This window comes from Streptomyces sp. NPDC004609 (genome assembly GCF_042873655.1).
Classification (GTDB): domain Bacteria; phylum Actinomycetota; class Actinomycetes; order Streptomycetales; family Streptomycetaceae; genus Streptomyces.
This window is the reverse complement of the sequence record NZ_JBIALS010000036.1, coordinates 59862-82006: the sequence shown is the minus strand read 5'-3', so window position 1 is coordinate 82006 and position 22145 is coordinate 59862. Positions and strand designations below refer to the sequence as shown.

At 73.6% G+C, this 22145-nt stretch carries 19 protein-coding genes; 10 read left to right on the top strand and 9 right to left on the bottom strand.

The features are described 5' to 3' along the window. Window positions 1-613 precede the first annotated feature (613 nt). On the top strand, window positions 614-1033 hold the full coding sequence (locus tag ACFYT4_RS29095; RefSeq protein ID WP_389275350.1) for a CBS domain-containing protein: 420 nt from the start codon (window positions 614-616) through the stop codon (window positions 1031-1033). A 251-nt stretch (window positions 1034-1284) separates the two neighbouring features. On the opposite strand, the gene ACFYT4_RS29090 is transcribed toward ACFYT4_RS29095, so the two are convergent. Both ACFYT4_RS29090 and ACFYT4_RS29085 read right to left on the bottom strand, forming a co-directional pair. Beyond that, window positions 1285-2133 (bottom strand): alpha/beta fold hydrolase, encoded by an 849-nt coding sequence (locus ACFYT4_RS29090; protein WP_389275346.1) that lies wholly within the window; start codon window positions 2131-2133, stop codon window positions 1285-1287. After that, window positions 2133-2810 (bottom strand): DUF998 domain-containing protein, encoded by a 678-nt coding sequence (locus ACFYT4_RS29085; protein WP_389275343.1) that lies wholly within the window; start codon window positions 2808-2810, stop codon window positions 2133-2135. The genes ACFYT4_RS29090 and ACFYT4_RS29085 overlap by 1 nt, the downstream gene beginning before the upstream one ends. A gap of 70 nt (window positions 2811-2880) precedes the next feature. On the opposite strand from ACFYT4_RS29085, the gene ACFYT4_RS29080 reads away from it, so the two are divergent. The 3 genes from ACFYT4_RS29080 (at window position 2881) to ACFYT4_RS29070 (ending at window position 7031) form a co-directional block, all read left to right on the top strand. Continuing rightward, window positions 2881-3543: a hypothetical protein gene (locus ACFYT4_RS29080; protein WP_389275340.1), complete on the top strand. Its 663-nt coding sequence runs from the start codon at window positions 2881-2883 to the stop codon at window positions 3541-3543. A 60-nt stretch (window positions 3544-3603) separates the two neighbouring features. Further along, entirely contained in the window at window positions 3604-5190 is a 1587-nt protein-coding gene (locus ACFYT4_RS29075) for a multicopper oxidase domain-containing protein (protein ID WP_389275337.1), read from the top strand. Window positions 5191-5273: 83 nt separating this feature from the next. Beyond that, window positions 5274-7031, top strand: a complete 1758-nt coding sequence (locus tag ACFYT4_RS29070; RefSeq protein WP_389275334.1) for an NAD+ synthase — start codon at window positions 5274-5276, stop codon at window positions 7029-7031. 109 nt (window positions 7032-7140) lie between these two features. Here ACFYT4_RS29070 and ACFYT4_RS29065 read toward each other — a convergent pair whose 3' ends face one another. The 3 genes from ACFYT4_RS29065 to ACFYT4_RS29055 all read right to left on the bottom strand — a co-directional run bounded on the left by ACFYT4_RS29065 (window position 7141) and on the right by ACFYT4_RS29055 (window position 10942). After that, on the bottom strand, window positions 7141-8166 hold the full coding sequence (locus ACFYT4_RS29065) for an endonuclease/exonuclease/phosphatase family protein (protein ID WP_389275362.1): 1026 nt from the start codon (window positions 8164-8166) through the stop codon (window positions 7141-7143). A 229-nt stretch (window positions 8167-8395) separates the two neighbouring features. Next, the gene (locus ACFYT4_RS29060) at window positions 8396-9199 is read right to left on the bottom strand and encodes a TetR/AcrR family transcriptional regulator (RefSeq protein ID WP_389275331.1); all 804 of its coding nucleotides are present in this window, start codon (window positions 9197-9199) and stop codon (window positions 8396-8398) included. A 120-nt stretch (window positions 9200-9319) separates the two neighbouring features. Continuing rightward, on the bottom strand, window positions 9320-10942 hold the full coding sequence (locus tag ACFYT4_RS29055) for an MFS transporter (RefSeq protein ID WP_389275328.1): 1623 nt from the start codon (window positions 10940-10942) through the stop codon (window positions 9320-9322). Between the two features lie 157 nt (window positions 10943-11099). On the opposite strand from ACFYT4_RS29055, the gene panB reads away from it, so the two are divergent. The 3 genes from panB (at window position 11100) to ACFYT4_RS29040 (ending at window position 13991) form a co-directional block, all read left to right on the top strand. After that, window positions 11100-11960: a 3-methyl-2-oxobutanoate hydroxymethyltransferase gene (panB, locus tag ACFYT4_RS29050; RefSeq protein ID WP_389275325.1), complete on the top strand. Its 861-nt coding sequence runs from the start codon at window positions 11100-11102 to the stop codon at window positions 11958-11960. Window positions 11961-12135: 175 nt separating this feature from the next. Beyond that, window positions 12136-13149: an ATP-binding cassette domain-containing protein gene (locus ACFYT4_RS29045; protein ID WP_389275323.1), complete on the top strand. Its 1014-nt coding sequence runs from the start codon at window positions 12136-12138 to the stop codon at window positions 13147-13149. Then, window positions 13146-13991, top strand: a complete 846-nt coding sequence (locus ACFYT4_RS29040) for an ABC transporter permease (RefSeq protein WP_389275320.1) — start codon at window positions 13146-13148, stop codon at window positions 13989-13991. The genes ACFYT4_RS29045 and ACFYT4_RS29040 overlap by 4 nt, the downstream gene beginning before the upstream one ends. Here the strand turns inward: ACFYT4_RS29040 and ACFYT4_RS29035 are convergent. Further along, complete coding sequence (locus ACFYT4_RS29035; RefSeq protein ID WP_389275317.1) at window positions 13948-17595, bottom strand: BTAD domain-containing putative transcriptional regulator; 3648 nt, start codon at window positions 17593-17595, stop codon at window positions 13948-13950. The genes ACFYT4_RS29040 and ACFYT4_RS29035 overlap by 44 nt on opposite strands. Before the next feature lie 239 nt (window positions 17596-17834). Here ACFYT4_RS29035 and ACFYT4_RS29030 point away from each other — a divergent pair, with 239 nt between their 5' ends. After that, window positions 17835-18644, top strand: coding sequence for a site-2 protease family protein (locus tag ACFYT4_RS29030; protein ID WP_389275314.1), 810 nt, complete (start codon window positions 17835-17837; stop codon window positions 18642-18644). 26 nt (window positions 18645-18670) lie between these two features. On the opposite strand, the gene ACFYT4_RS29025 is transcribed toward ACFYT4_RS29030, so the two are convergent. Further along, window positions 18671-18853, bottom strand: coding sequence for a hypothetical protein (locus ACFYT4_RS29025; RefSeq protein WP_389275312.1), 183 nt, complete (start codon window positions 18851-18853; stop codon window positions 18671-18673). Between the two features lie 65 nt (window positions 18854-18918). Beyond that, entirely contained in the window at window positions 18919-19626 is a 708-nt protein-coding gene (gene npdG, locus ACFYT4_RS29020) for an NADPH-dependent F420 reductase (RefSeq protein WP_389275309.1), read from the bottom strand. Window positions 19627-19743: 117 nt separating this feature from the next. Here npdG and ACFYT4_RS29015 point away from each other — a divergent pair, with 117 nt between their 5' ends. Together ACFYT4_RS29015 and ACFYT4_RS29010 are read left to right on the top strand one after the other, a co-directional pair. Further along, complete coding sequence (locus tag ACFYT4_RS29015) at window positions 19744-20349, top strand: hypothetical protein (protein WP_389275307.1); 606 nt, start codon at window positions 19744-19746, stop codon at window positions 20347-20349. A 217-nt stretch (window positions 20350-20566) separates the two neighbouring features. Beyond that, window positions 20567-21847 carry an MFS transporter gene (locus tag ACFYT4_RS29010; RefSeq protein ID WP_389275305.1) on the top strand — a complete coding sequence of 427 codons (1281 nt, stop codon included), beginning with the start codon at window positions 20567-20569 and terminating at the stop codon, window positions 21845-21847. Window positions 21848-21888: 41 nt separating this feature from the next. Here ACFYT4_RS29010 and ACFYT4_RS29005 read toward each other — a convergent pair whose 3' ends face one another. After that, a complete protein-coding gene (locus ACFYT4_RS29005; protein WP_389275302.1) occupies window positions 21889-22116 on the bottom strand; it encodes a hypothetical protein in 228 nt (75 codons plus the stop codon). Window positions 22117-22145 lie beyond the last annotated feature (29 nt).

Sequence of the window (22145 nt, the reverse complement as noted above, 5' to 3'; positions counted from 1 at the left end):
GGACGTACTTGGGTGATTCCGACAACGCAGCGAGTGTGCGTGCTGGGCGTCGCAGGCCAGGCGGGACTTTCGATACACGCCCTAGCGCGGTGACCGCTCCGGCGCCGTCCGCCGGGCCGTCGGGGTCCGGCGGACGGGTCGCGCGCTCACTCCCCCGGCGCCCCACCCGTCCGCCCCGGAGAGGCGCCGGGTGATCCGGGGACGGACGCCCGCGAGCGGCGGCGTGCCCCGGGCGCGCCGGCCGGTCGGGGGTCCGCGGTGCGGCCCGGGGCGGTCTCCTGCGGCGGCCCGGCGAGGGACGGCTTCGCCCCGCGGACGACCGCGGACTCCCCCTGGGGCAGCAGCCCGCCCAGGGGCCCTCCCCGCGCCCGTCCCGGACCCGGGGCCGCGGAAGTGCGCCATGCCGTCGGGCCCGTCAGGGTCTCCACGGCTCTCCGAGACGGCCCTGGTGGCACCGGCGGGGACCGGTCGACCGGGGGCGCGGCGGCGCCGGGTGGCGACGTCACCGTTCACCCGTTTGGCCTACAGCGGTCGCGTACGCCGAACGGCCGAACGACGATGAATGCGCTCGGACCGTCAGCCGATCCAGGCTCCAGGTTCCAGGAGGACGCACATGACCACCGCCAAGGACATCATGCACACCGGGGCCCAGTGGATCCCCGCCCACGAGACACTCGACCGTGCCGCGCAGCTGATGCGCGAGCTGAACGTCGGCGCGCTGCCCATCGCCGACGCCGAAGAACGCCTCTGCGGCATCCTCACCGACCGCGACATCGTCATCGGCTGTGTCGCCATGGGCCACGACCCGGCGCAGACCACCGCGGGCGAGATGGCCAAGGGCACCCCGCGCTGGATCGAGGCGGGCTCGGGGGTGGACGACGTGCTCCAGGAGATGGAGGTCCACCAGATCCGGCGGCTGCCCGTGATCGAGAACAAGCGGCTGGTCGGCATGATCAGCGAGGCCGATCTCGCGCAGCATCTGTCCGACGAGCAGCTCGCGTCGTGGATGGAACGGGTCTACGCGAGAGGCTGACGCCCCGGCCCGCCCGGGCAGGCCCTCGGCATCCCGCCCGGCCCCCCGGCTCCGAGGCACTCGCGCCGCCCCAGCACTTCCGGTGCTTCCGCAACCCACGGCATGTCCGGCGCCTCCGCTGCTTCCGTCACCGCGGCATGCCCGGCGTCCGCGCCGCGAGGCTCCGTGCGGGGTCCGGTACGGCTTCCGGTGTCTCCGCCGGTGCCCGCCTGATCGTCCCGTACCGCCTGCCCCGACGTCCGGGCGCGGGGCTACGGCTCCCGGCCCGTGGCGCCGGGGGCCGCGCCGTCGAGGACCGCCCGGGCCACCGCGTCGGGGCGGTCCAGCATCAGCAGATGCCCGGCCGGGGCGATCTCGCGGAAGCGGGCGCCCAGCAGCAGGGCCAGTTCGCGCTGGCGCGCCGTCCAGCGGCGTCCGCCCGCCGTCGCGGCGAGCACGGTCACCGGTACGCCGTCCGGCAGGGCGTGCTGCGCACGCAGCGCGAGGAGTTCGGCGGCCACGGCGCGGTAGTGGACGTTCTCCAGGAGCGCGCCCCGCAGCACCCGCGAGGTCGCGTAGACACGGCGTACGAGATCGGCGGGGGCCGGGTCCCCGCCGCCGGTACGGGAGAGGCGGACCAGCGCGCGCCGGGCCAGGGGCCCGAGGGCCGCGGGGAGTCCCGCCGCGCCCAGCCCGCCGCCCGTGACCCGGCCGGCCGCGTCGCGGAAGGCGGGCGCGGCGGGCGGCCGGGCCCGCTCCTCGACGCTGGAGTCGACGAGGACGACGGCGGCGGTACGGGAGGGATGCAGCCGGGCGAAGGCTTCCGCGTGGAACCCGGCGATCGAGTGCGCCACGACCGTGGCGGGCCCGGCGGCGCCGAGCGCGTCCAGCAGGGCGGCGATGCGGTGGGCCTCCCCGGCGGCGGTGGGGCGCACCGCGGCCGGGGCGCTGAGCCCGTGCCCCGGGCGGTCGAAGCGCACGACGGTGCGGTGAGGTGCGAGCAGGGGGACGACCGGGTCCCAGTCGAACCAGCTGAGCCCCAGCCCGGCGCTGAGCACGCAGACCGGCCCGCTGCCCTCGACGACCACATGGTGCGCAACGCCTGCGACCTGTACGAACATCACAACGCCCCGTCTCCGGCCGGCCGTGGCCGACTTCGTTCCCGCGCCATGGAGAGCGCGAGCAGTCCCAGCCAGACTGCCACGAACAGCACCTGGAGCCGCTGCCCTGCACCGAGCGACCAGGTGCCGTGCCCCGCTTCGAAGGCGGCGACGGCGGACAGGGTCCATACGGTGGCGAGAAGTTCCAGCACCACGAGCACCGGTCCGAAACGGGCGAGTTCCGGCCACCAGCCGTACCGTCGCGCGGCGACGGTGAGTCCGGTGATCCCGATGAGCGCGCCGGTCATCGCGAGGGAGGAGCTGACGGCGTGAGCCGTGTGCGTGGCGGGCACGAGCCCGGCGGTCTCGCGGGCGGCGCACTCGGGGTCGGCGGTCGGCGCGCAGCTCAGCGGCAGCCGTGAGTCGACGGCGGTCGCCGCGCCGAAGAGGGTGACGCCGCCCCAGCCGACGAGCGCCCACGGCCTGCGGGGTGTACGGGTCAGTGCCCAGACGGCCCCGGCGAGGACGAGCACCCCGGCGGTGAGGTCCGTGGCGCGGAAGAGTCCCCCCAGCGGCTGGTCGGCGGCGGCGAGTTCGCTGACGTAGGTCTGTACGGGATCGAGGCCGGTCGACACGACGACTTCGAGCAGCCAGGCCGTGTAGGCGAGCGCGCCGAGGGCTATCAGGACGGCGTTCATCCGTCCATGATCACTCACCGATGGCTGATTCTCCCGGGCCCGCATACCCGGGAGGGGTAGTATACGGATCATGGTGATCGCCCCCGGCTCGCGCAGCGGACAGCTTCTGCTGTTCCTCGCGCTGCTGTTCGGCATCGCCACGATGCACACGATGGGCCATCCCTCCTCCTCGCACGGGATGCCGCCGGCGCCCGTCGCGGTCGCCGCCGGGGAGGCCGTCGGCACACCGCACCACGGCGCCCGGGAGGCCGCGGCCGAGGCGGCCCCCCGGGAGCGGGCCGCGCCCGTCCAGGCCGCGCATCCCCAGGCCCCGCACCCCTCCACCCGTCTCCCGGCCGGGCATCACCCGGTCACGGAGGCCGCAGGCGTGCGGGTCGCGGGAGTGCGGGCCGCGGGAGTGCGGGCCGCGGGAGTGCGGGCCGCGCCGGGCGGGGCGCATGCCGAGCGCGCGGCGCCCGGCCCGGACCGTCACCGGGCCGCGGCGCACGGCGAATCCACCGCCACCGCGTCGCTCGGCCCGTCCGGCCCCCGGCACGGCTCCATGGATCCGGCCCTGGTCTGTCTGGCCGTGCTCGGGGCCTGGGGTGTCGCGGTACTCGCCGTCGCGGCCGGGTGGTTCGGGCGGTGGGCCGGCCCGGCCCGTCTGCTCACGGGCACGCGGCGGGAGATCCCGTGGGCCGGAGCGCCCCCTCCCCGGATACGCCTCGCGCGGTTGTCGGTGCTGCGGATCTAGGAACGCGCGACGCGTCCGATCCCCAGGCACACACCGACATCGTCACGAGGTGGACCAGTCATGAGTACGTACATCACGCGCCGTTCCCTGCTCGGAGCATCACTCGCCGCGGCCGGGACGGGCGTCCTCGCCGCCTGTTCCGGAGGCGGGAACGGCGGCGGGCACGAAGGACACGGCGGCAAAGCGCCGGGCGGCACGGCGCCCGGCGCCAAGGGCTTCGTCGAGCCCGGAGGCAAGGAGGTCCTCGACGCGGAGGCCAAGCGGGGGAAGGGCCCCGTGCGGAAGGTGAGGCTCACCGCCGTGGCGACCCCGCTCGACCTCGGGGGCGGGCTCACGGTCCGGTCCTGGGCGTACGGGGACCGGCTGCCCGGCCAGGAGGTGCGGGTCACCGCCGGTGACACCCTCGCGCTCACCCTCGCCAACAACCTCCCCCAGTCGACGTCCCTGCACTGGCACGGGCTCGCCCTGCGCAACGACATGGACGGCGTCCCGGATCTCACCCAGAAGCCGGTCAAGCCGGGAGCGACGTTCGAGTACCGCTTCGCCGTCCCGCACCCGGGGACCTACTGGTTCCACCCGCACTCGGGGGTCCAGCAGGACCGGGGCCTGTACGCGCCCCTGATCGTGGAGGACCCGAGGGAGCCTCTGACGTACGACAAGGAGTGGGTGATCGTCCTCGACGACTGGGTCGACGGCGTCGACGGCTCCACCCCGGACGCGGTCCTCGGCGAACTGCGCAAGGGCATGTCCGGAGGCGGGCACGAGGGGCACGACATGGGCGCGATGACCACCGAGTCGCCGGACCCCGGCGGGCCGTCCCGGATGATGATGGGCGCCAAGAGCGATCTGCTGGGCGGGGACGCCGGGGATGTGGCCTATCCGCACTACCTCGTCAACGGAAGGACCCCGCAGGCGCCCGTCGTCTTCGGCGCGAAGCCCGGTGAGCGGATCCGGCTGCGGATCGTCAACGCGGGCGGGGACACGGCCTTCCGGGTCGCGCTCGGCGGCCACGAGATGACCGTCACCCACACGGACGGATTCCCGGTCGCGCACACGAAGACGGACGCACTGCTGATCGGCATGGGCGAGCGGTACGACGTCCTGGTGACGGCGGGTGACGGGGTCTTTCCGCTCGTCGCGCTCGCGGAGGGCAAGGACGCGACCGCGCTCGCCCTCCTGCGTACCGGCGGCGGCACCGCGCCCGGCGCGTCCGTACGGCCGAAGGAGCTGACCCGGCGGGTGCTGACGGCGGACGGGCTGCGCGCCGACGCGTCCGTGGCGCTGCCCTCCCGCAAGCCGGACCGCACGATCAGGATCGCGCTGTCCGGCGGGATGGAGAAGTACGACTGGGCCTTCGACGGCAAGCCGTACACGCCGGACGTCCGTCACGCGGTCCGCGCGGGCGAGCGGGTGCGGCTGGTCTTCAGCAACCCGACGCAGATGTGGCACCCGCTGCATCTGCACGGGCACACCTTCGGCCTCGCGAACCGGGCGGGCGGACCGCGCAAGGACACCGCGGTCGTGCTGCCGAACGGCACGCTGACCGCCGACTTCGACGCCGACAACCCGGGGCTGTGGATGATCCACTGCCACAACGTGTACCACGCGGAGGCCGGGATGATGACCGTGCTGGGTTACCTCAAGTAGCAGGGGGCCGGGGCGCCCCGCGTGGGGCGTCCCACACCTCCCGCCCCGCATATCGCGTCAGAAAGACGATTACACTGGGCCGCGTGCCTCAACTACGCCTCGCCCTGAATCAGATCGACTCGACCGTCGGCGATCTCGCCGCGAACACCGAGGCGATCGTGCACTGGACCCGGCACTCCGCCGAGCAGGGGGCGCACCTCGTCGCCTTCCCGGAGATGGTGCTCACCGGCTATCCCGTGGAGGATCTGGCCCTGCGGTCGTCCTTCGTGGACGCGTCCCGGTCCGCCCTGCGGGCCCTCGCCGCGCGGCTGGACGAGGAGGGGTTCGGGCGGCTGCCCGTGATCGTCGGCTATCTGGACCGCTCGGAGACCGCACAGCCGAAGTACGGCCAGCCGGCGGGCGCGCCGCGCAACGCCGCCGCCGTACTGCACGGCGGCGAGGTGGTGCTGACGTTCGCCAAACACCATCTGCCGAACTACGGCGTCTTCGACGAGTTCCGCTACTTCGTGCCCGGCGACACGATGCCCGTGATCCGGGTGCACGGGATCGATGTGGCGCTCGCGATCTGCGAGGACCTGTGGCAGGACGGCGGCCGGGTGCCCGCGGCCCGGTCCGCCGGGGCGGGGCTGCTGATCTCGATCAACGCCTCCCCCTACGAGCAGAACAAGGACGACACCCGGCTGGAGCTGGTGCGCAAGCGCGCCCAGGAGGCCGGGTGCGTCACGGCGTACTGCGCGATGATCGGCGGCCAGGACGAGCTGGTCTTCGACGGCGACTCCATCGTCGTCGACGCGGCGGGCGACGTCATCGCCCGCGCCCCGCAGTTCTCCGAGGGCAGCGTCGTCCTCGATCTGGACCTCCCTGCCGCGGGCGCGATCCCGACGGGAGTGGTCGACGACGGGCTGCGCGTCGACCACGTCGTCATCTCACCGGATCCGCTCCCGGCGTACGAGGCCGAGCTGACGGGCGGCTACGCCGAACGACTGGACGACGACGAGGAGGTGTACTCCGCGCTCGTCGTGGGCCTGCGCGCCTACGCCGCGAAGAACGGATTCGGCTCGGTACTGATCGGCCTCTCCGGCGGCATCGACTCCGCGCTGGTCGCCGCGCTCGCCTGCGACGCGCTCGGCGCGCGGAACGTGTACGGGGTCTCCATGCCGTCGAAGTACTCCTCCGAGCACTCCAAGGACGACGCCGCCGAACTGGCCCGCCGCACCGGCCTCCGGTTCCGTACCGTCCCCATCGGGCCGATGTTCGACGCCTACATGGACTCCCTCGCGCTGACCGGACTCTCCGAGGAGAACCTCCAGTCGCGGCTGCGCGGCACGACGCTGATGGCCCTCTCCAACCAGGAGGGGCACATCGTGCTCGCGCCGGGCAACAAGTCCGAGCTGGCGGTGGGGTACTCGACGCTGTACGGCGACTCCGTCGGCGCGTACGGGCCCATCAAGGACGTCTACAAGACGACGGTCTTCCGGCTGGCGAAGTGGCGCAACCGGGCCGCAGAGGAGCGCGGGCAGGTGCCGCCGATCCCGGAGGCGTCGATCACCAAGCCGCCGAGCGCGGAGCTGCGCCCCGGGCAGGTCGACACGGACTCGCTGCCGGACTACGGCGTCCTGGACCGGATCCTGGAGCTGTACGTGGACCGCGACCGGGGCAGGGAGGCGATCGTGGCCGCCGGGTTCGACGAGGAACTGGTCGCGAGGACCCTGCGGATGGTGGACACCGCCGAGTACAAGCGGCGGCAGTACCCGCCGGGCACCAAGATCTCGGCGAAGGGCTTCGGCAAGGACCGCCGGCTGCCGATCACCAACCGCTGGCGGGAGACGACGGCCGGCTGAGCCCGGGGGCGGGTTCCGGTGCGGGTGCCGACGCCGGCGCCCGGTCCGGGGTCCTGCTCAGGGTTCCGGGTTCCGGCTCAGGGTTCCGGGGTTTTACTCCGGGGCGCCGTCACAGCTCGATGCCCGCCGCGATCGGCAGATGGTCGCTGTCGGTCCGCGGGAGCGTCCACGAGGACACCGGCTCGACGCCCTTCACCAGGATCTGGTCGATCCGGGCCATGGGGAACGACGCCGGCCAGCTGAAGCCGAAGCCGTCGCCCGCCGCGCCCTGGGTCGACCGCATCTGGGAGGTGATGGCGTTCAGCGCGCGGTCGTTCATCGTGCCGTTGAGATCGCCCAGCAGCACCACCCTGCCGACCGGCTCGTGGGCGATGGCCTCTCCGAGCGCGTCCGCGCTGTCGTCGCGCTGGTTGGCGGTGAAGCCCGCACGCATCTTGACCCGTACGGACGGCATATGGGCGACGTACACGGCGACCTCGCCCTGCGGGGTGCTGACGGTGGAGCGCATCGCACGGGTCCAGCCCATCCGGATCTCGACGGGCCGGGTGTCGGACATCGGATACTTGCTCCACAGGCCGACCGTGCCCTGCACCGAGTGGTACTTGTAGCCGGCCGCGAGCGCCCGCTCATAGGTGGAGACCTGGCCGTGGGGCAGTTCCTGAAGGGCCAGCACATCCGCGCCGGAGGCGGCGACCTCCCTGGCCGTGCCCTCCGGGTCGGGATTGTCCGCGTTGACGTTGTGCGTGGCGACCGTCAGATCGCCACCGCCCGACGACTTGTCCGTGAGCAGTCCGCCGAACAGGTTGAACCACACGACGGCCGGAAGCAGCAGGGCGATCAGCGCGGTGGCCGAACGCCTCCAGAGCGCCGCGGCGAGCAGCAGCGGTACGAACACCACACCCAGCCAGGGCAGAAACGTCTCGGACAGGCTGCCGAGGTTCCCGATGCGGTTGGGCAACTGCGCGTGAAAGATCATCAGAAGGGCGATCAGCACCGCGAAGGAGGCGAGGAGGAGTCCCCGCCGCCAGATGTCCCGGCCGCCGCGCCATCGGTCCAGCAGGCCGCGGAACCGGGACCCGGAGTGCCGGTCCCCCGGGCCGCCGTTCCCCGTCTCCGTCTTGTACGCCTGCACCATGGAGCTGTCCTCACTGCGTTGCGCCGTCACACACCAGCCTGGACGTCGACACTAGGCGATGACGGTACGTGCCCTGCCGCCCGCGAGCGGCCGTCTGTCCGGATGACGAGCCGTGTGGCGTACGGAGTTCCTGATATTCGGCCAGGTGGGGACGCTGTGACAGAACCCGCACACTTCGGGCGGGGTGCGGGTCCGGGCGTGTCCCCCCGCCGCCGCACGCCCGTCTCTGTCACTTCCGGGGTCGTACGCCCGAAAGCACCGCGTCGACGATCCGTTCCGCGCTGCCCTCGGCGGGAGTGCTCGCCGGGTACAGCACGGTGCGTACGAGCATAGGCCCCACGAAGAGGTCGTTCAGCAGATCGGGGTCGAGGTCCGCGCGGATCTCGCCGTTCTCGACACCGCGCCGCAGGATCTCCCGCAGCAGCGTGCGCCGCGGGGTGACGGAGACACGGTTGTACATGTCCCACAACTGGGGATACGCCTGCATCTGCGCGAAGATGCTGAGGAGCAGCGTCGACGAGCGCTTGGCGAGACCGCGCCGGCGCAGGGACTCGATCATCGCGACCAGGTCGTCGCGGACACTGGTGCCGGGCAGCGGCGCGTCCACGGGCTCGATGGAGCGGACGACGTCGACGAAGAGCGCCTCCTTGCCCTCCCAGCGGCGGTAGATGGTGGCCTTGCCCACGCCCGCGGTACGGGCGATGCGCTCGATGGAGAGTTCGGAGAGCGGGACGCCCTCCTCCAGAAGGCGCACCACGGTCCCGATGATGGAGCGCTCGGCGGCCTCGCTGCGGGGGCGGCCCCGGCGGGCCGCGCCCGGCCGCGCGCCACCGCAGCAGCCGGAATCGGACGCTGGTGCGGCGTCGGCACAAGCGGCGGACCCGGTTCCCGCCGTCTCCCCCGCCCCGGCTCCCGCCCCGGCAGCGGGTGCGGGGTCGGGGTCGGGGCGCGGACCGGCCGGGGCGCGGGGCGCGGGGCCGGGGGCGGCACCGTCGCCGCTCCCCCGCTCGTCGTGCTGCTCGTGCAGGGGCACGTCCACTCCGCCTCTCGCCGACACCGCCGTCGCCTCCGATTCTCTCCGATTCCCCGGCTGCCCCGGGCTGCCCGGCGCACCCGGGCCTGTCGAGGCCTCGGCGCGGGGCGGGGCCGGGGGTCAGCGTCCGGCCGCCCCCTCCTTCTCCGGCTCGGGCCGCCGCTCGGCGGGCTGGGGCGGCACCGGCGGCGCGGCGGACCTGCCCGGCAGGAACAGACCGACGACCAGCGCCCCGATCAGCGCGACCGCGGCCGAGCCGATCGCGGTCAGATGCATCGCGCTGAGGAACGCGTCGTTCGCCGGGCCGATGAGCTCCCTGCCCTGAGGGCCGAGCTTCCCGGCGACCGCGAGGGTGCCCTCGATGGACTCTCCGGCCGCCTCGCGCGCCTCGTGGGGCAGATGCTCCAGATGCCCTTCCATCTCGCCGCGGTAGCGCGTGGAGAGCACCGAGCCGAGTACGGCGATACCCAGCGCTCCGCCGACCTGGCGGAAGGTGTTGTTGATCGCCGAGCCGGAGCCCGCCTTCTCGCGGGGCAGGGCCTGCATCACGGCGACGGTGACGGGCGGCGTGACGTGCGCCATGCCGACGCCCTGCGCGAAGAGGGCCAGCTCCAGCACCCACAGCGGGGTCGAGGCGTCGAAGAAGACGAAGGCCGCGAGTCCGGCGGCGACCAGCAGCATGCCGCCCGTGCAGACCGCGCGGTTCCCGAAGCGTTCGGCGACCAGACGGGCGCGCGGCGCGAACACCATCTGGGCCACGGCGAGCGGCAGGATGAGCAGCCCCGACTCCAGCGCGCTGTAGCCGCGCACGCTCTGGAGGTAGAAGGCGGAGAAGAAGGTCACGCCCATCAGGGCGAAGAAGAGCAGGGCGATGGCGGCGACGGCGGCCGAGAAGGCGGGCTTCCTGAAGTGCGCGATGTCGATGGCGGGGTGGTCGCTGCGCTTCTCGTGCAGCACGAACACGACGAGGAGGACGAGGCCGCCGAGCATCGGCAGCAGCGAGGAGGCCGCGGTGAAGTCGGCGAGTTCGCCGCCGCGGATGATGCCGTACACCAGCAGGACCAGGCCCACGATGGAGAGCAGCACCCCGACGGGGTCGATCCGGCCGGGCTCCGGGTCCTTGGACTCGGGCACGAGGACGGCCATCGCGATCAGCGCGATGACGACGACCGGCACGTTGACGAGGAAGATCGAGCCCCACCAGAAGTGCTCCAGGAGCACCCCGCCGGCGATCGGGCCGATCGCGATGCCGAGGCCGACGCTGCCCGCCCAGATGCCGATGGCCTTGGGCTGCTCCTCGCGCTCGAAGACGTTCATCAGCACGGCGAGGGTGGCGGGCATCACGAAGGCGGCGCCGAAGCCCATGACGGCGCGCCAGGCGATGAGTTCACCCGGTGTGCCGGAGAGCGCGGCGAGCCCCGAGCCGATACCGAAGACCAGGATCCCGAAGAGCAGGACCTTCTTGCGGCCCACGCGGTCGCCGAGCAGGCCGGCGGTGAACAGGAGTCCGGCGAAGACGAGCGTGTAGGAGTTGATCGCCCACTCCAGCTCGCCCTGGGTGGCCCCGACGCCGGTGGGCGCGGGGCTGGCGATGGTCTTCACCGCCACGTTCAGGATCGAGTTGTCCAGGACCACGATGAGCACGCTGAACATCAGCACGGTGAGGATGGCCCAGCGGCGGCGGTGGACGGCTTCGGGCACCCGGTGTACAGGCGGCGGGCCGGCGGCGGAAGGAGTCGACATGCGCATCAGCGTAACCCTATTTCGATACGAGACCGTCTCGTATATGAATTCTTTACCGGCGGAGCACCTCTAGCCCGATGCGGCACGAAGTGCCACCATGGAGGCGGTCCGGGGACGCCGTGAGGGCGCCTCGAGATGACACAAGGAGCCGTTGGCCATGACGCTTCAGGCTGCCCGCAAGTCCGCCGACAGCAGCAGTGCGCTGTACGGCGGGAAGGGCACTCGCCGCATCACCGTCCACGACATCGCCGCCGCCAAGGAGCGCGGTGAGAAGTGGCCCATGCTGACCGCCTACGACGCGATGACCGCGTCCGTGTTCGACGAGGCCGGGATTCCGGTGATGCTCGTCGGCGACTCCATGGGCAACACCCATCTCGGCTACGACACCACCGTGCCGGTCACCATGGACCACATGACCATGCTGTCCGCGGCCGTCGTACGGGGCACCAGCCGCGCGCTCATCGTCGGCGACCTGCCGTTCGGCTCGTACCAGGAGGGCCCGGTCCAGGCCCTGCGCAACGCGACCCGGCTGGTCAAGGAGGCCGGGGTGGGCGCCGTCAAGCTGGAGGGCGGGCGGCGCTCCCTGCCGCAGACCGAGCTGATCGCGCAGGCCGGCATCCCCGTCATGGCGCACCTGGGCCTGACCCCGCAGTCCGTGAACACCATGGGGTACCGGGTGCAGGGCCGCGGCGAGGAGGCCGCCGAGGAACTGCTGCGCGACGCGAAGGTCGCCCAGGAGGCGGGCGCGTTCGCCGTCGTCCTCGAACTGGTGCCGGCCGAGCTGGCCGCCGAGGTCACCCGTTCGCTGCGGATCCCGACCATCGGCATCGGCGCGGGCCCCGGCACGGACGCCCAGGTCCTCGTCTGGACCGACATGGCGGGGCTCACCGGAGGCAAGGTGCCGCGCTTCACCAAGCAGTACGCCGATCTGCGCCGGACGCTGGGCGACGCGGCGAAGGCGTTCGCGGACGATGTCGTCGGCGGCGCGTTCCCGCAGGAGGAGCACACCTTCCACTGACCGGCTCCGCACCGCCGGGAGCCGCTGCCCGCACCGCCCCATGTGCCACTCCCGGCACGGACGACAGCCCGCCGAACTTCCCCCGCCGGCGGGCTGTCGGCGTGCCGGACCCGTGTCGGCGGCTTGTCGGTGGCCTGTCGGTGACGTGTCGGTACGAGCCCGCATCGTTGACCGCATGAACCGAACCGACAAGAACCCGAGCGGCGGCTCCGGCCGCGCCGTCGAGGTGAGAGGGCTGGTCAAGCACTACGGGGAGACCAGGGCCCTGGACGGTGTGGACCTCGATGTCCGCGAGGGAACCGTCCTCGGTGTGCTCGGCCCCAACGGCGCCGGGAAGACCACTCTCGTACGCTGCCTCTCCACCCTCGTCGTCCCCGACTCCGGGACCGCCGTCGTCGCCGGGTACGACGTGGTGCGCCGGCCCCGGGCCCTGCGCAGGGTCATCGGGCTCACCGGGCAGTACGCCTCCGTCGACGAGAAGCTGTCCGGCCGGGAGAACCTCTACATGATCGGGCGGCTGCTCGATCTGCCGCGGAAGGACGCCCGCCGCCGCACCGGCGAACTGCTGGAGCGCTTCTCGCTCACGGACGCGGCGAAGCGCCCCGTGATGCAGTACTCCGGCGGGATGCGCCGCCGGCTCGACCTCGCCGCCTCGATGATCGGGGAGCCCGCCGTGCTCTATCTGGACGAGCCGACGACGGGCCTCGACCCCCGCACCCGCAACGAGGTCTGGGACGAGGTGCAGCGGATGGTCACGGAGGGCACGACCGTACTGCTCACCACCCAGTACATGGAGGAGGCCGAACGGCTCGCGCACGAACTGACCGTCGTCGACCGGGGCAAGGTCATCGCCAACGGCCGGGTGGACGAGCTGAAGGCCAGGGTCGGCGGCCGTACGCTCCGGATCCGGCCGAGCGATCCGGCACAGCTGCCCGCGATGGCGAAGGCGCTCGCCGAGTCCGGTCTCGGCGGGATCGACGGCGCGACGGCCGTGCCCGACGAGGGCGGTCTGAACGTCCCCGTCCTCGCCGACGGGCAACTGACCGCCGTCATCGGCCTGATGGCCTCGCACGGCTTCGGCATCGCGCACATCGACACCCATCTGCCCAGCCTGGACGAGGTGTTCCTGGCCGTCACCGGCGAAAAGGCGTCCCTGTACCGCCAGGTCCCCGAGGAGGCCGCCGCATGAACAGCACCGCCACCGCACCCGCCCACGGGCCCCTCCCGTCCGGGAGCGACGGACCGGCCGGCGAGGGCCGGATCGGGCCGCGGGCCAACCTGCGCCACATCGGCGCGCTGGTCCGCCGCAACCTCCTCCAGATCAAACAGGACCCGGAGTCGATGTTCGACGTCCTGCTGATGCCGGTCATCTTCACCCTGCTGTTCGTGTACGTCTTCGGCGGCGCGATCTCCGGCAAGGGCAACCAGGACGCGTACGTCAACTACGTCATCCCCGGCCTGATGGCGATGATGGGCGTGAACATCGCGATGGCCGTCGGAACGGGCGTCAACGACGACCTCAAGAAGGGCGTGATGGACCGCTTCCGGGCGATGCCGATCGCCCGGTCCTCCGTGCTCGTCGCGAAGATCGTCGTCGAGGTCGGCCGGATGCTGGTCGCGATGACCGTACTGCTCGGGATGGGCTTCCTGCTCGGCCTGGAGATCAGGACGTCCCCGCTGGAGCTGCTGGCGGCGATGGGCCTGTCCATGGTCTTCGGCGCCTCGCTGATGTGGATCTTCATCCTGCTGGGTCTCAGCCTGCCGACCGCTCAGGCCGTCCAGGGAATGGCGATGATCGTACTGATGCCCCTGCAGTTCGGCTCCTCGATCTTCGCCCCGCCGTCGACGATGCCCGACTGGCTGGAGACCTTCACCGAGTACAACCCGCTGTCCAATCTCGCGGACGCGGCCCGGGCCCTGATCAACGGCGGCAGCTTCGGCGACTCCGTCTGGATGACCCTGGGCTGGGCCGCGCTGATCACCGCCGTCACGGCGCCGCTGGCGGTCGCCCGGTTCCGCCGGAAGACCTGAGGGCCGCGGGGACGCCGACGAGGGCGCCGGCCTCGTCGACGGACAGGCCGGCGCCCGCCGCGTACGCGGCCTCGTAGGCGGCGTCCCCGAGCGCGGCCCGTACGGTCGCCTCGACCTGTTCCCGGTGCTCCCTCTCGTACGGGGACGAGAAGTGGCCGGGCGGCAACTGGGCGTCGGCGGCCCCCATCACCCGGGCCGCGTCCGCCGCCCGCTCCGGCCATCCCCCGGCCAGCGCCCCGGCGCCGGTGATCAGGTGCAACGCCACCAGCTGCGGCGCGACCATCATGCCCAGCGGGTTCCGGGCCCGGGGCAGCGCCGACTCCACCCGGCGCAGCGCGTCCTCGTACCGTCCGTCGGTGAAGTCCAGCCGGCTGAGACAGCCGGTCACCATGCCCTCGAAGAGCGCCATCGTGTGCGACCGGAAGTGGTCCAGCAACAGCAGCAGTTCGGCCCGGGCCTGGGCGCTGCGGCCGGTGCGGCCGAGCCACAGCGCGAGCAGCAGCCGGGAGTAGGCCGCCGCCTCGCTCAACGCCCCGTCCTGCCCGGCGATCACCTCACGGACGATCGCCTCCCCGCGCTCCCCGTCGCCCGTCTCCATCAGCACACCGCCGAGCCGGGCGTGCAGGACGGCCACCTGGGCGCGGGCACCGATCCGTTCGGCGTGCTCGACGGCGGCGGTGTAGTCCCGCGCGGCGGCGGCGTACTCACCGCGCCGCTCCTGTGCCTCGGCCCGTGCGGACAGGGCCTCGGCCGCGCCCCAGGAGTCACCGAGGCGGACGAAGATCTCCAGCGACTCCTGCGCGTCGGTCACCGCGTCCCCGGCCCAGCGGGAGCGGTTGGCGAGGACATTGGCCCGGGACTGGAGCGCCGAGGCGAGTTCCCACTCGTATCCGTACGAGCGGCAGGCGTCGACGGTGCCGTCGAGGAGGGTGCGCAGCGCGCCCACGTCCTCGGTCAGCAGGACGGCGAAGAACCACAGCGCCCCGGGGAAGCGGCAGGTCTGCGGCAGCCCGGCGCGGTAGGTGCGGGAGATCACCCGCAGCCGCTCCAGGACGGAGGGCGTCGTCCACTCGTCGCCGACGTGGTTCATACAGGCCAGGCGGACCAGTTCATTGGCGCGGCGGGCCTCCGCCAGCAGTTCGGGACCCATGGGCGGCGGGGCGTCCGTGAACCGTTCGAAGACCGGGGGCGCCGGGGTGGCGGGCGGCGCGAACGGATCCGGGCCGAGCGCGCGCACCGTCTCGGCCCAGTGCCGGGCCTCCGTACGCAGATCGCGCATCTGCCAGTACCAGGCCAGCGACAGCACCAGGGACAGCGACTCCTGCTCGTCACGGGCGGCGGTGGCCCGGCGCAGCGCGGTCCGCAGATTCTCGTACTCCCGCTGGATCAGCGCGATGGCGGCGCCCTGTCCGGCGCCGCGCAGCAGCGGGTCCGTCGTACGCGCCAGCTCCCGGTAGTACGTGAGGTGGCGGCGCTCCACGGCGGCCCGCTCGGCGGCCTCGTCCAGCCGCCCGGCGGCGTACTCGGCGACGGTTTCGAGGAGGCGGTAGCGCATACCGCCGTCCGCCGCCGGAACGGCGACGACGAGCGACTTGTCGATCAGGGAGCCGAGCACGGCGGCGACGTCCGGCGCGCCGTGCTCCGTGTCCGGGCAGACGGCCTCGGCCGCGGCGAGGTCACAGCCGCCCGCGAAGACGGACAGCCGCCGCAGGACGGCCCGTTCGGGCTTCTGGAGCAGCTCCCAGGACCAGTCGACGACGGCGCGGAGCGTCTGCTGGCGGGGCAGTACGGTACGGCTGCCGCTGGTCAGCAGCCGGAACCGGTCGTCGAGCCGGTCCGCGATCTGGCGCGGGGTGAGCATCCGCAGCCGGGCGGCGGCGAGTTCGATGGCGAGCGGCAGCCCGTCGAGCCGCCGGCAGATCTCCTCGGCGGCCTCCCGGTCGCCGTCGACCCGGAACCCGGGCCGGGCGGCGGCGCCCCGGTCCGCGAGCAGCCGCAGCGCCATGGGGTCGGGCAGCGGGTCGACCTGCCGGACCACCTCGCCCGGCACGCCCAGGGGTTCGCGGCTGGTGGCGAGCACGGTCAGCCCCGGGCAGCTCTCCAGCAGCCGCTCGGCGAGCACCGCGGCCGCCTCGACCACGTGTTCGCAGTTGTCGAGCAGCAGGAGCATCCGGCGGCGGGCGCAGTGCTCGGTCAGACGCGTCAGAGAGTCGTCCCCGGCGCGCTCCCCGGCCCGGATCTCCTCCGTCCCGGCCCCGCGGAGCACGGTCTGCCGCGCGCCGAGCGCGGTGAGCACGGCCTCGGGCACGGTCGCCGGATCGTCCACCGGGGCGAGTTCGGCCAGCCACACCCCGTCGGGGTGGTCGCCCGCGACCCGCTCGGCGGCCTCCTGCGACAGCCGGGTCTTCCCCGCGCCCCCGGGGCCCATCAGGGTGACCAGCCGCGCCCGGCCGAGGTCGCCGCGGATGGCGGCGATGTCCTCGCCACGGCCCACGAAGGAGGTGAGCCGGGCCCGGAGGTTGCCGGCCGGTGGCGGCGCCGCCGCCACCGTGCGGCCGGGAGCCGTGGCCCCCTCCCGCCGTGCGGCCGCCGGCGCGGACACGGCCGCGAGGGGATGCCCCGGGCCGTATCCGGCGGGGGTCCGGGCGTCCGCGTGCGGTTCCGGGGCGGGCGGCGCAGGCGGGGCGTCGGCCGGATGCGGGGCGGGGGCCGTGGGCGAGGCGGGGGGCGTGGTCCCCGGCGGGTGCGGTCCCGCTCGGGGTGGCGCCTCGACAGCGGTGTTCCGGCCCTGCGCCGGGCCCGAGGGGCCGTCGGGGGCCGGGTGTCCGCCCGGACGCGCGGCCGGGCGGGCGGTCCGCGCCGGACCGGCGGGCCCGGCGGGTTCGGCCGGGGAGAGCAGCTCCCGGTGCAGGGCCCGCAGCCGCGGGCCCGGGTCCGTGCCGAGACGGGAGGACAGCTCACGCCGGACCTCCTCGTACGCGGCCAGCGCCTCCGCCGGGCGGCCCGTGTCGCGCAGGGCCCGTACGCGCAGCGCCTGGAGCGGTTCGTCGATCGGGAACGCGTGGCACAGCGCGGCCAGTTCGGGCAGCGCCTCGTCCGCCCGGCCGAGGCCGAGCAGCGCGCCGAGCCTCGCCCGGCGGGCCTCCAGGTGCCGTACCTCCAGCCGGGCCGTCTCCGCGGTGCTGTGGGGGAGGTCGGCGAGCGGCGGGCCCTGCCAGAGCGCGAGCGCGTCCTCCAGAAGGGTCACGGCCTTGGCCGGGTCGCCCTCCTCCAGGGCACGCGTCCCCTCCCCCGCGAGCCGTGTGAAGCGGTGGAGGTCCACGGCGTCCGGGTCCGCGTCCAGGCGGTAGCCGCCGTCCACCGAGAGCACCGCGCCGGGCCCGACGGCCCGCCGCAGCCGTCCGACCAGCGCCTGGAGCGCGCCCGAAGCGTCGGCGGGCGGATCGCCGCCCCACACCTCGTCGACGAGCGCCCCGACCGGCACCGCGCGCCCGGCACGCAGTGCCAGGACGGCCAGCAGCGCGCGCAGCCGCGCGCCGCCGACGGCGGCGGGAGTGCCGTCGGCGCGGAGGGCCTGGGTGGTGCCGAGTACGCGATAGTGCACCCGCTCATTGTCACCGCTGCCGCCGGGTGGCGGGCCGGGCCCCGGGAGGAGTGGCCGGGACGGCGCGCACCGCACCGCGGTCCGGCGGGCACGGGAGGCCGCCCGCGGGCCCGTGACGTCCCGGGGAGACGTTCCAGGACGTCCGGACCGGCAGGAACCGGCAGGAACCCCCCGGACGTTCTGCTCCCGTCTACCGGTACGGTCGGTCCGCACATCACAACCTCCCAGGAGCCGCTCCCATGACCACCTCCACCACCCGCCACGGCGGCCGGGGCATCAGCCCGGTCTTCATAGGGATCGTCGCCGTGATGGCGGTCACCGGCTGGGCGGTGTGGACGGACTTCGCCACGGCCGCCGGGGTCGCCGTCTTCCTCTTCGTCACCTCCGCGTGGATCGTCTCGCTCTGTCTGCACGAGTACGCGCACGCGCGCACCGCGCTCCACGGCGGCGACATCTCGGTCGGCACGAAGGGCTATCTGACGCTCAACCCCCTCGTCTACGCGCACCCCCTGCTCAGCATCGGTCTCCCGGTGCTGTTCGTGATCATGGGCGGTATCGGTCTGCCGGGCGGCGCGGTCTTCATCGAGCGGGGCCGGATCCACGGGCGCTGGAAGCACAGCCTGATCTCGGCCGCGGGCCCGCTGACGAACGTCCTGTTCGCGGTGGTGTGCACCGCGCCGTTCTGGCTGGGCGCGCTGGACGGCGTCCCCGTGATCTTCCGCTACGCGCTCGGCTTCCTGGCGCTGCTCCAGGTCAGCGCGGCGATCCTGAACTCGCTGCCGGTCCCGGGGCTCGACGGCTACGGCGTGGTCGAGCCCTGGCTGTCGTACGGGATCCGCCGCCGGATCGAGCCCGTCGCGCCGTACGGACTGCTGGCCGTCTTCGCGCTGCTGTTCTTCGTGCCCGAGGTGAACAACGCGTTCTTCGACCTGGTCGACACGATTCTGCGCGGGCTCGGCGTCGGCGATCTGGAGTCGCGCTGCGGCTATGAGTACTACCGCTTCTGGACGGGTGAGAACGAGATCTGCGCGTCGTACGTCAACGGGTGACGGCGGACGACCCGGACCGCCGGGCGTCAGCCGGCCGCCGAGCGGCGCTCCGCCTTCGCCCGGCGGACGTAGTACCAGGCCATGTTGGACGACAGCCCGGCGAGCAGCACCCAGACGATCCCGATCCACATGCCCTGGGTGAAGGAGACCACCGCGGCGACGACGGCGAGCGCACAGACGATGAGCGAGGAGAGAGCGAGGCGGGACATGGGGTCGGGCTCCTGTCGGGGATGTCGGTACGTCCCGCCCAGTGTCCCCCATGCCCCCTCGCCGTCTACACGTCGGTGACGCGCAGGCCCGCGTGGGCCTTGTAGCGGCGGTTCACCGAGATCAGATTCGCCACCAGCGACTCGACCTGATGCGCGTTGCGCAGCCGGCCCGCGAAGACCCCCCGCATACCCGGGATACGTCCCGCCAGCGCCTGGACGACATCGGTGTCCGCACGGGACTCGCCCAGCACCATCACATCGGTGTCGATCTCGTCGAGGGACTCGTCCTGGAGCAGAACGGCCGACAGATGGTGGAAGGCGGCCGTGACCCGCGAGCCGGGCAGCAGAGCGGCGGCCTGCTGGGCGGCCGAGCCCTCCTCGGGCTTGAGCGCGTACGCGCCCTGCTTGTCGAAGCCGAGCGGGTTGACGCAGTCGACGACGAGCTTGCCGGCCAACTCCTCCCGCAGTGACTCCAGCGTCCCGGCGTGCCCGTCCCACGGCACGGCCACGATCACCACATCACTGCGGCGCGCGCACTCCGCGTTGTCCGCGCCCTCGACGCCGAGGCCCAGCTCATCAGCGGCGGCCCGGGCACGCTCGGCCGCCCGCGACCCGATGATCACCTTCTGCCCCGCCCGGGCCAGCCGGTAGGCGAGACCACGCCCCTGATCTCCCGTACCACCGAGCACCCCGACCACCAGGCCGGACACATCCGGCAGGTCCCAGGGATCCTTCGCCGCGGGCTTCGCGGTCGTGTTGTCTGAGGAAGTCATGAACCGACCCTACTGGTGGGGATCGGGCCCGCGGCAGGACGGGACGAGGTTCCCGAACGGGTGAGCACGGGACATCCCGCCCTCGCGCCGCCCCCGGTTGGTGCAGGATGCGGGGCCATGGATGCCCTACGCGTCGCGCTGCTGCGCGAAGTCCTCGCCACGACGCACTGGCCCGCCGCGGCCCGCCGGTTCGCGGGCGTGCTGCGCTCGTCCGTGGTGCCGCAGGGCGGCGGGCTGCTGCTGGTGGGAACGCGGGAGTACGAGCCCTGGCATCTGGCCGCGCATCTCGTGGACGAGGCCGCCTGGTCGGGCCGCCCGGAGCTGACCCCCACCCTCGTACGCCACCGGGCGCGCCCCGGGGACCCCTCGCACCTCGCGGTGGGCCTCGGCAGGCTGGAGGCGGCGGGCCGGGGCGAGACGCTGCTGATGGTGGCCCCGGAGCGGCCGGACACGGCCCTGCTGGAGCGGGTCCACGACGCGCGCCGCGCGGGCGCGACCGTGCTGGCGCTGGACGGCGGCGACGGCGAGGTGCACGCGCTCGCGCACGAGACGCTGACGGTGGCGGCCGGCACCGACGAGATCGACCTGGACACCGTGCAGCACCTGGTGAGCGCGGCGGCCGGGGAGAACGGCCTGCCCGCGCCCCGGGGGCGGCGGCATTTCAAGGACCGGCTCTCCCGTCTGGTGGACCAGCTGACGTCCCCGCCGCCGGCGAGGTGGTGACGGGGGCGTCGCGTACGGGCCGGGTGCCCCGGAGGGCCCGGCGCACCGGCCGGGTGGCGAGGGTGCGTTCCGCCGCGCCCGCCGGGTGTCCGACGCCCGGCGCGCCCGCCGGGTGACCGAGGCCCGGCGCACCGGCCGGGTGACCCGGGACGCCGGGCCGCGGGCCGTGTGAAATCCGGTTGCCGCCGACGGCGGCGGGCACCGACCATGGCCCGTTGTGACGTCCAAGCTGTCCGCGATCCTCCCCGACCTCTCGCCGTGGCGTTCCTCCCGCGATTTCCGGCTGCTGTGGGTCCAGGGCCTGATCACCTATTTCGGCGGCTTCATGGCGATGATCGCGCTGCCGCTCCAGATCAAGGACCTGACCGGGTCCCCGTTCGCCGTCGGCGCGATGGGCGCGGTGGAGCTGGTGCCGCTGATCGTCTTCGGGCTGTACGGGGGCGCGCTCGCGGACGCGGCGGACCGCCGGAGGCTGATTCTGTGGACGGAGGCGGGACTCGGGGCGCTGGCGCTCGTCCTGCTGGTGAACGCGCTGCTGCCCCGGCCGATGCTGTGGCCCCTGTACGTGGTCGCCGCGGGCGTCTCCGCGCTGGCCGGACTCCAGCGCCCGGCGCTGGACTCGCTGATCGCCCGGATCGTGCCGCACGACGAGCTGACCGCGGCGGCGGCCCTGAACACCCTGCGCTGGCAGATCGGCGGCATCGCGGGCCCCTCGGCGGCGGGCCTGGTGGTGGCGTACTTCGGCCATGCGCCGGCGTACGCGATCACGATCGCCGGGTTCACCGTGTCCGTCCTGCTGTGTCTGCGGCTGGCTCCGGCCCCGCCGGCGAAGGGTGCCCCGAAGCCGTCGCTGCGGGGCATCGCGGAGGGCGCGCGTTACGCCTGGTCGCGGCCGGTGCTGCTGGGGACGTACGCGATCGACCTGGCGGCCATGGTCATCGCCTTCCCGACCGCGATCTTCGCCTTTCTGGCGGACGATCTGAACGCCGAGTGGTCGCTGGGCCTGATGTACGCGGCGATCGCGGCCGGTTCCGTGGCGCTGAGCCTGACCAGTGGCTGGACCTCGCGGATCCGGCGGCACGGGCTGCTGGTGATCGGCGGCGCGGCGGTCTGGGGCGTGGCGATCGCGGGCGCGGGGCTGCTCGGCGACGTATGGCTGGTGCTGGCCTGTCTGGCGCTCGCGGGGGCGGGCGACACCGTGAGCGGTCTGGGCCGTTCGACGATCTGGAACCAGACGATCCCGGACGAGCTGCGGGGCCGCCTGGCCGGGATCGAGGTGCTCTCCTACAGCGTGGGCCCCCAGCTGGGGCAGGTCCGCGCGGGGGCGATGGCCGGCTGGACGGGGACCCGCCCGGCCGTCTGGAGCGGCGGCCTGGTGTGTGTCGCCGCGGTGGGGCTGCTCGCGGCGGCGCTCCCCCGGCTGGTCCGCTACGACGCCACGACCGACGAGGACGCCCTGCGCCGCCGTGCCGAGAAGGAGGCCGCGGCCCCGCTGTGAGGACCGGGCGGCCCGGCCCCCTCGGCGCGGCGCCGCGGGTCCTAGGGCGCTTGGCCCCGGTCGCCCTTGTCGTGCCACTTCGGGTCGTTCTCCCACTCCAGGTTGCGCTCGCGTGCGGTCTCCATGGCGTGGGCCGCCTCCTCGGGGCTCCCGTAGGGGCCGAAACGGTCCTGGGCCGGGCACTCGGGGCCCTCTTCGACCTTCTGGTGCTTGAGGCAGTAGTACCACTCGCCCGGCTTGCCGGCCGTGCGCCGCTTGAACAGGGCCATCTCGGCTCCCTTCCTCTCGATCCAGCTTG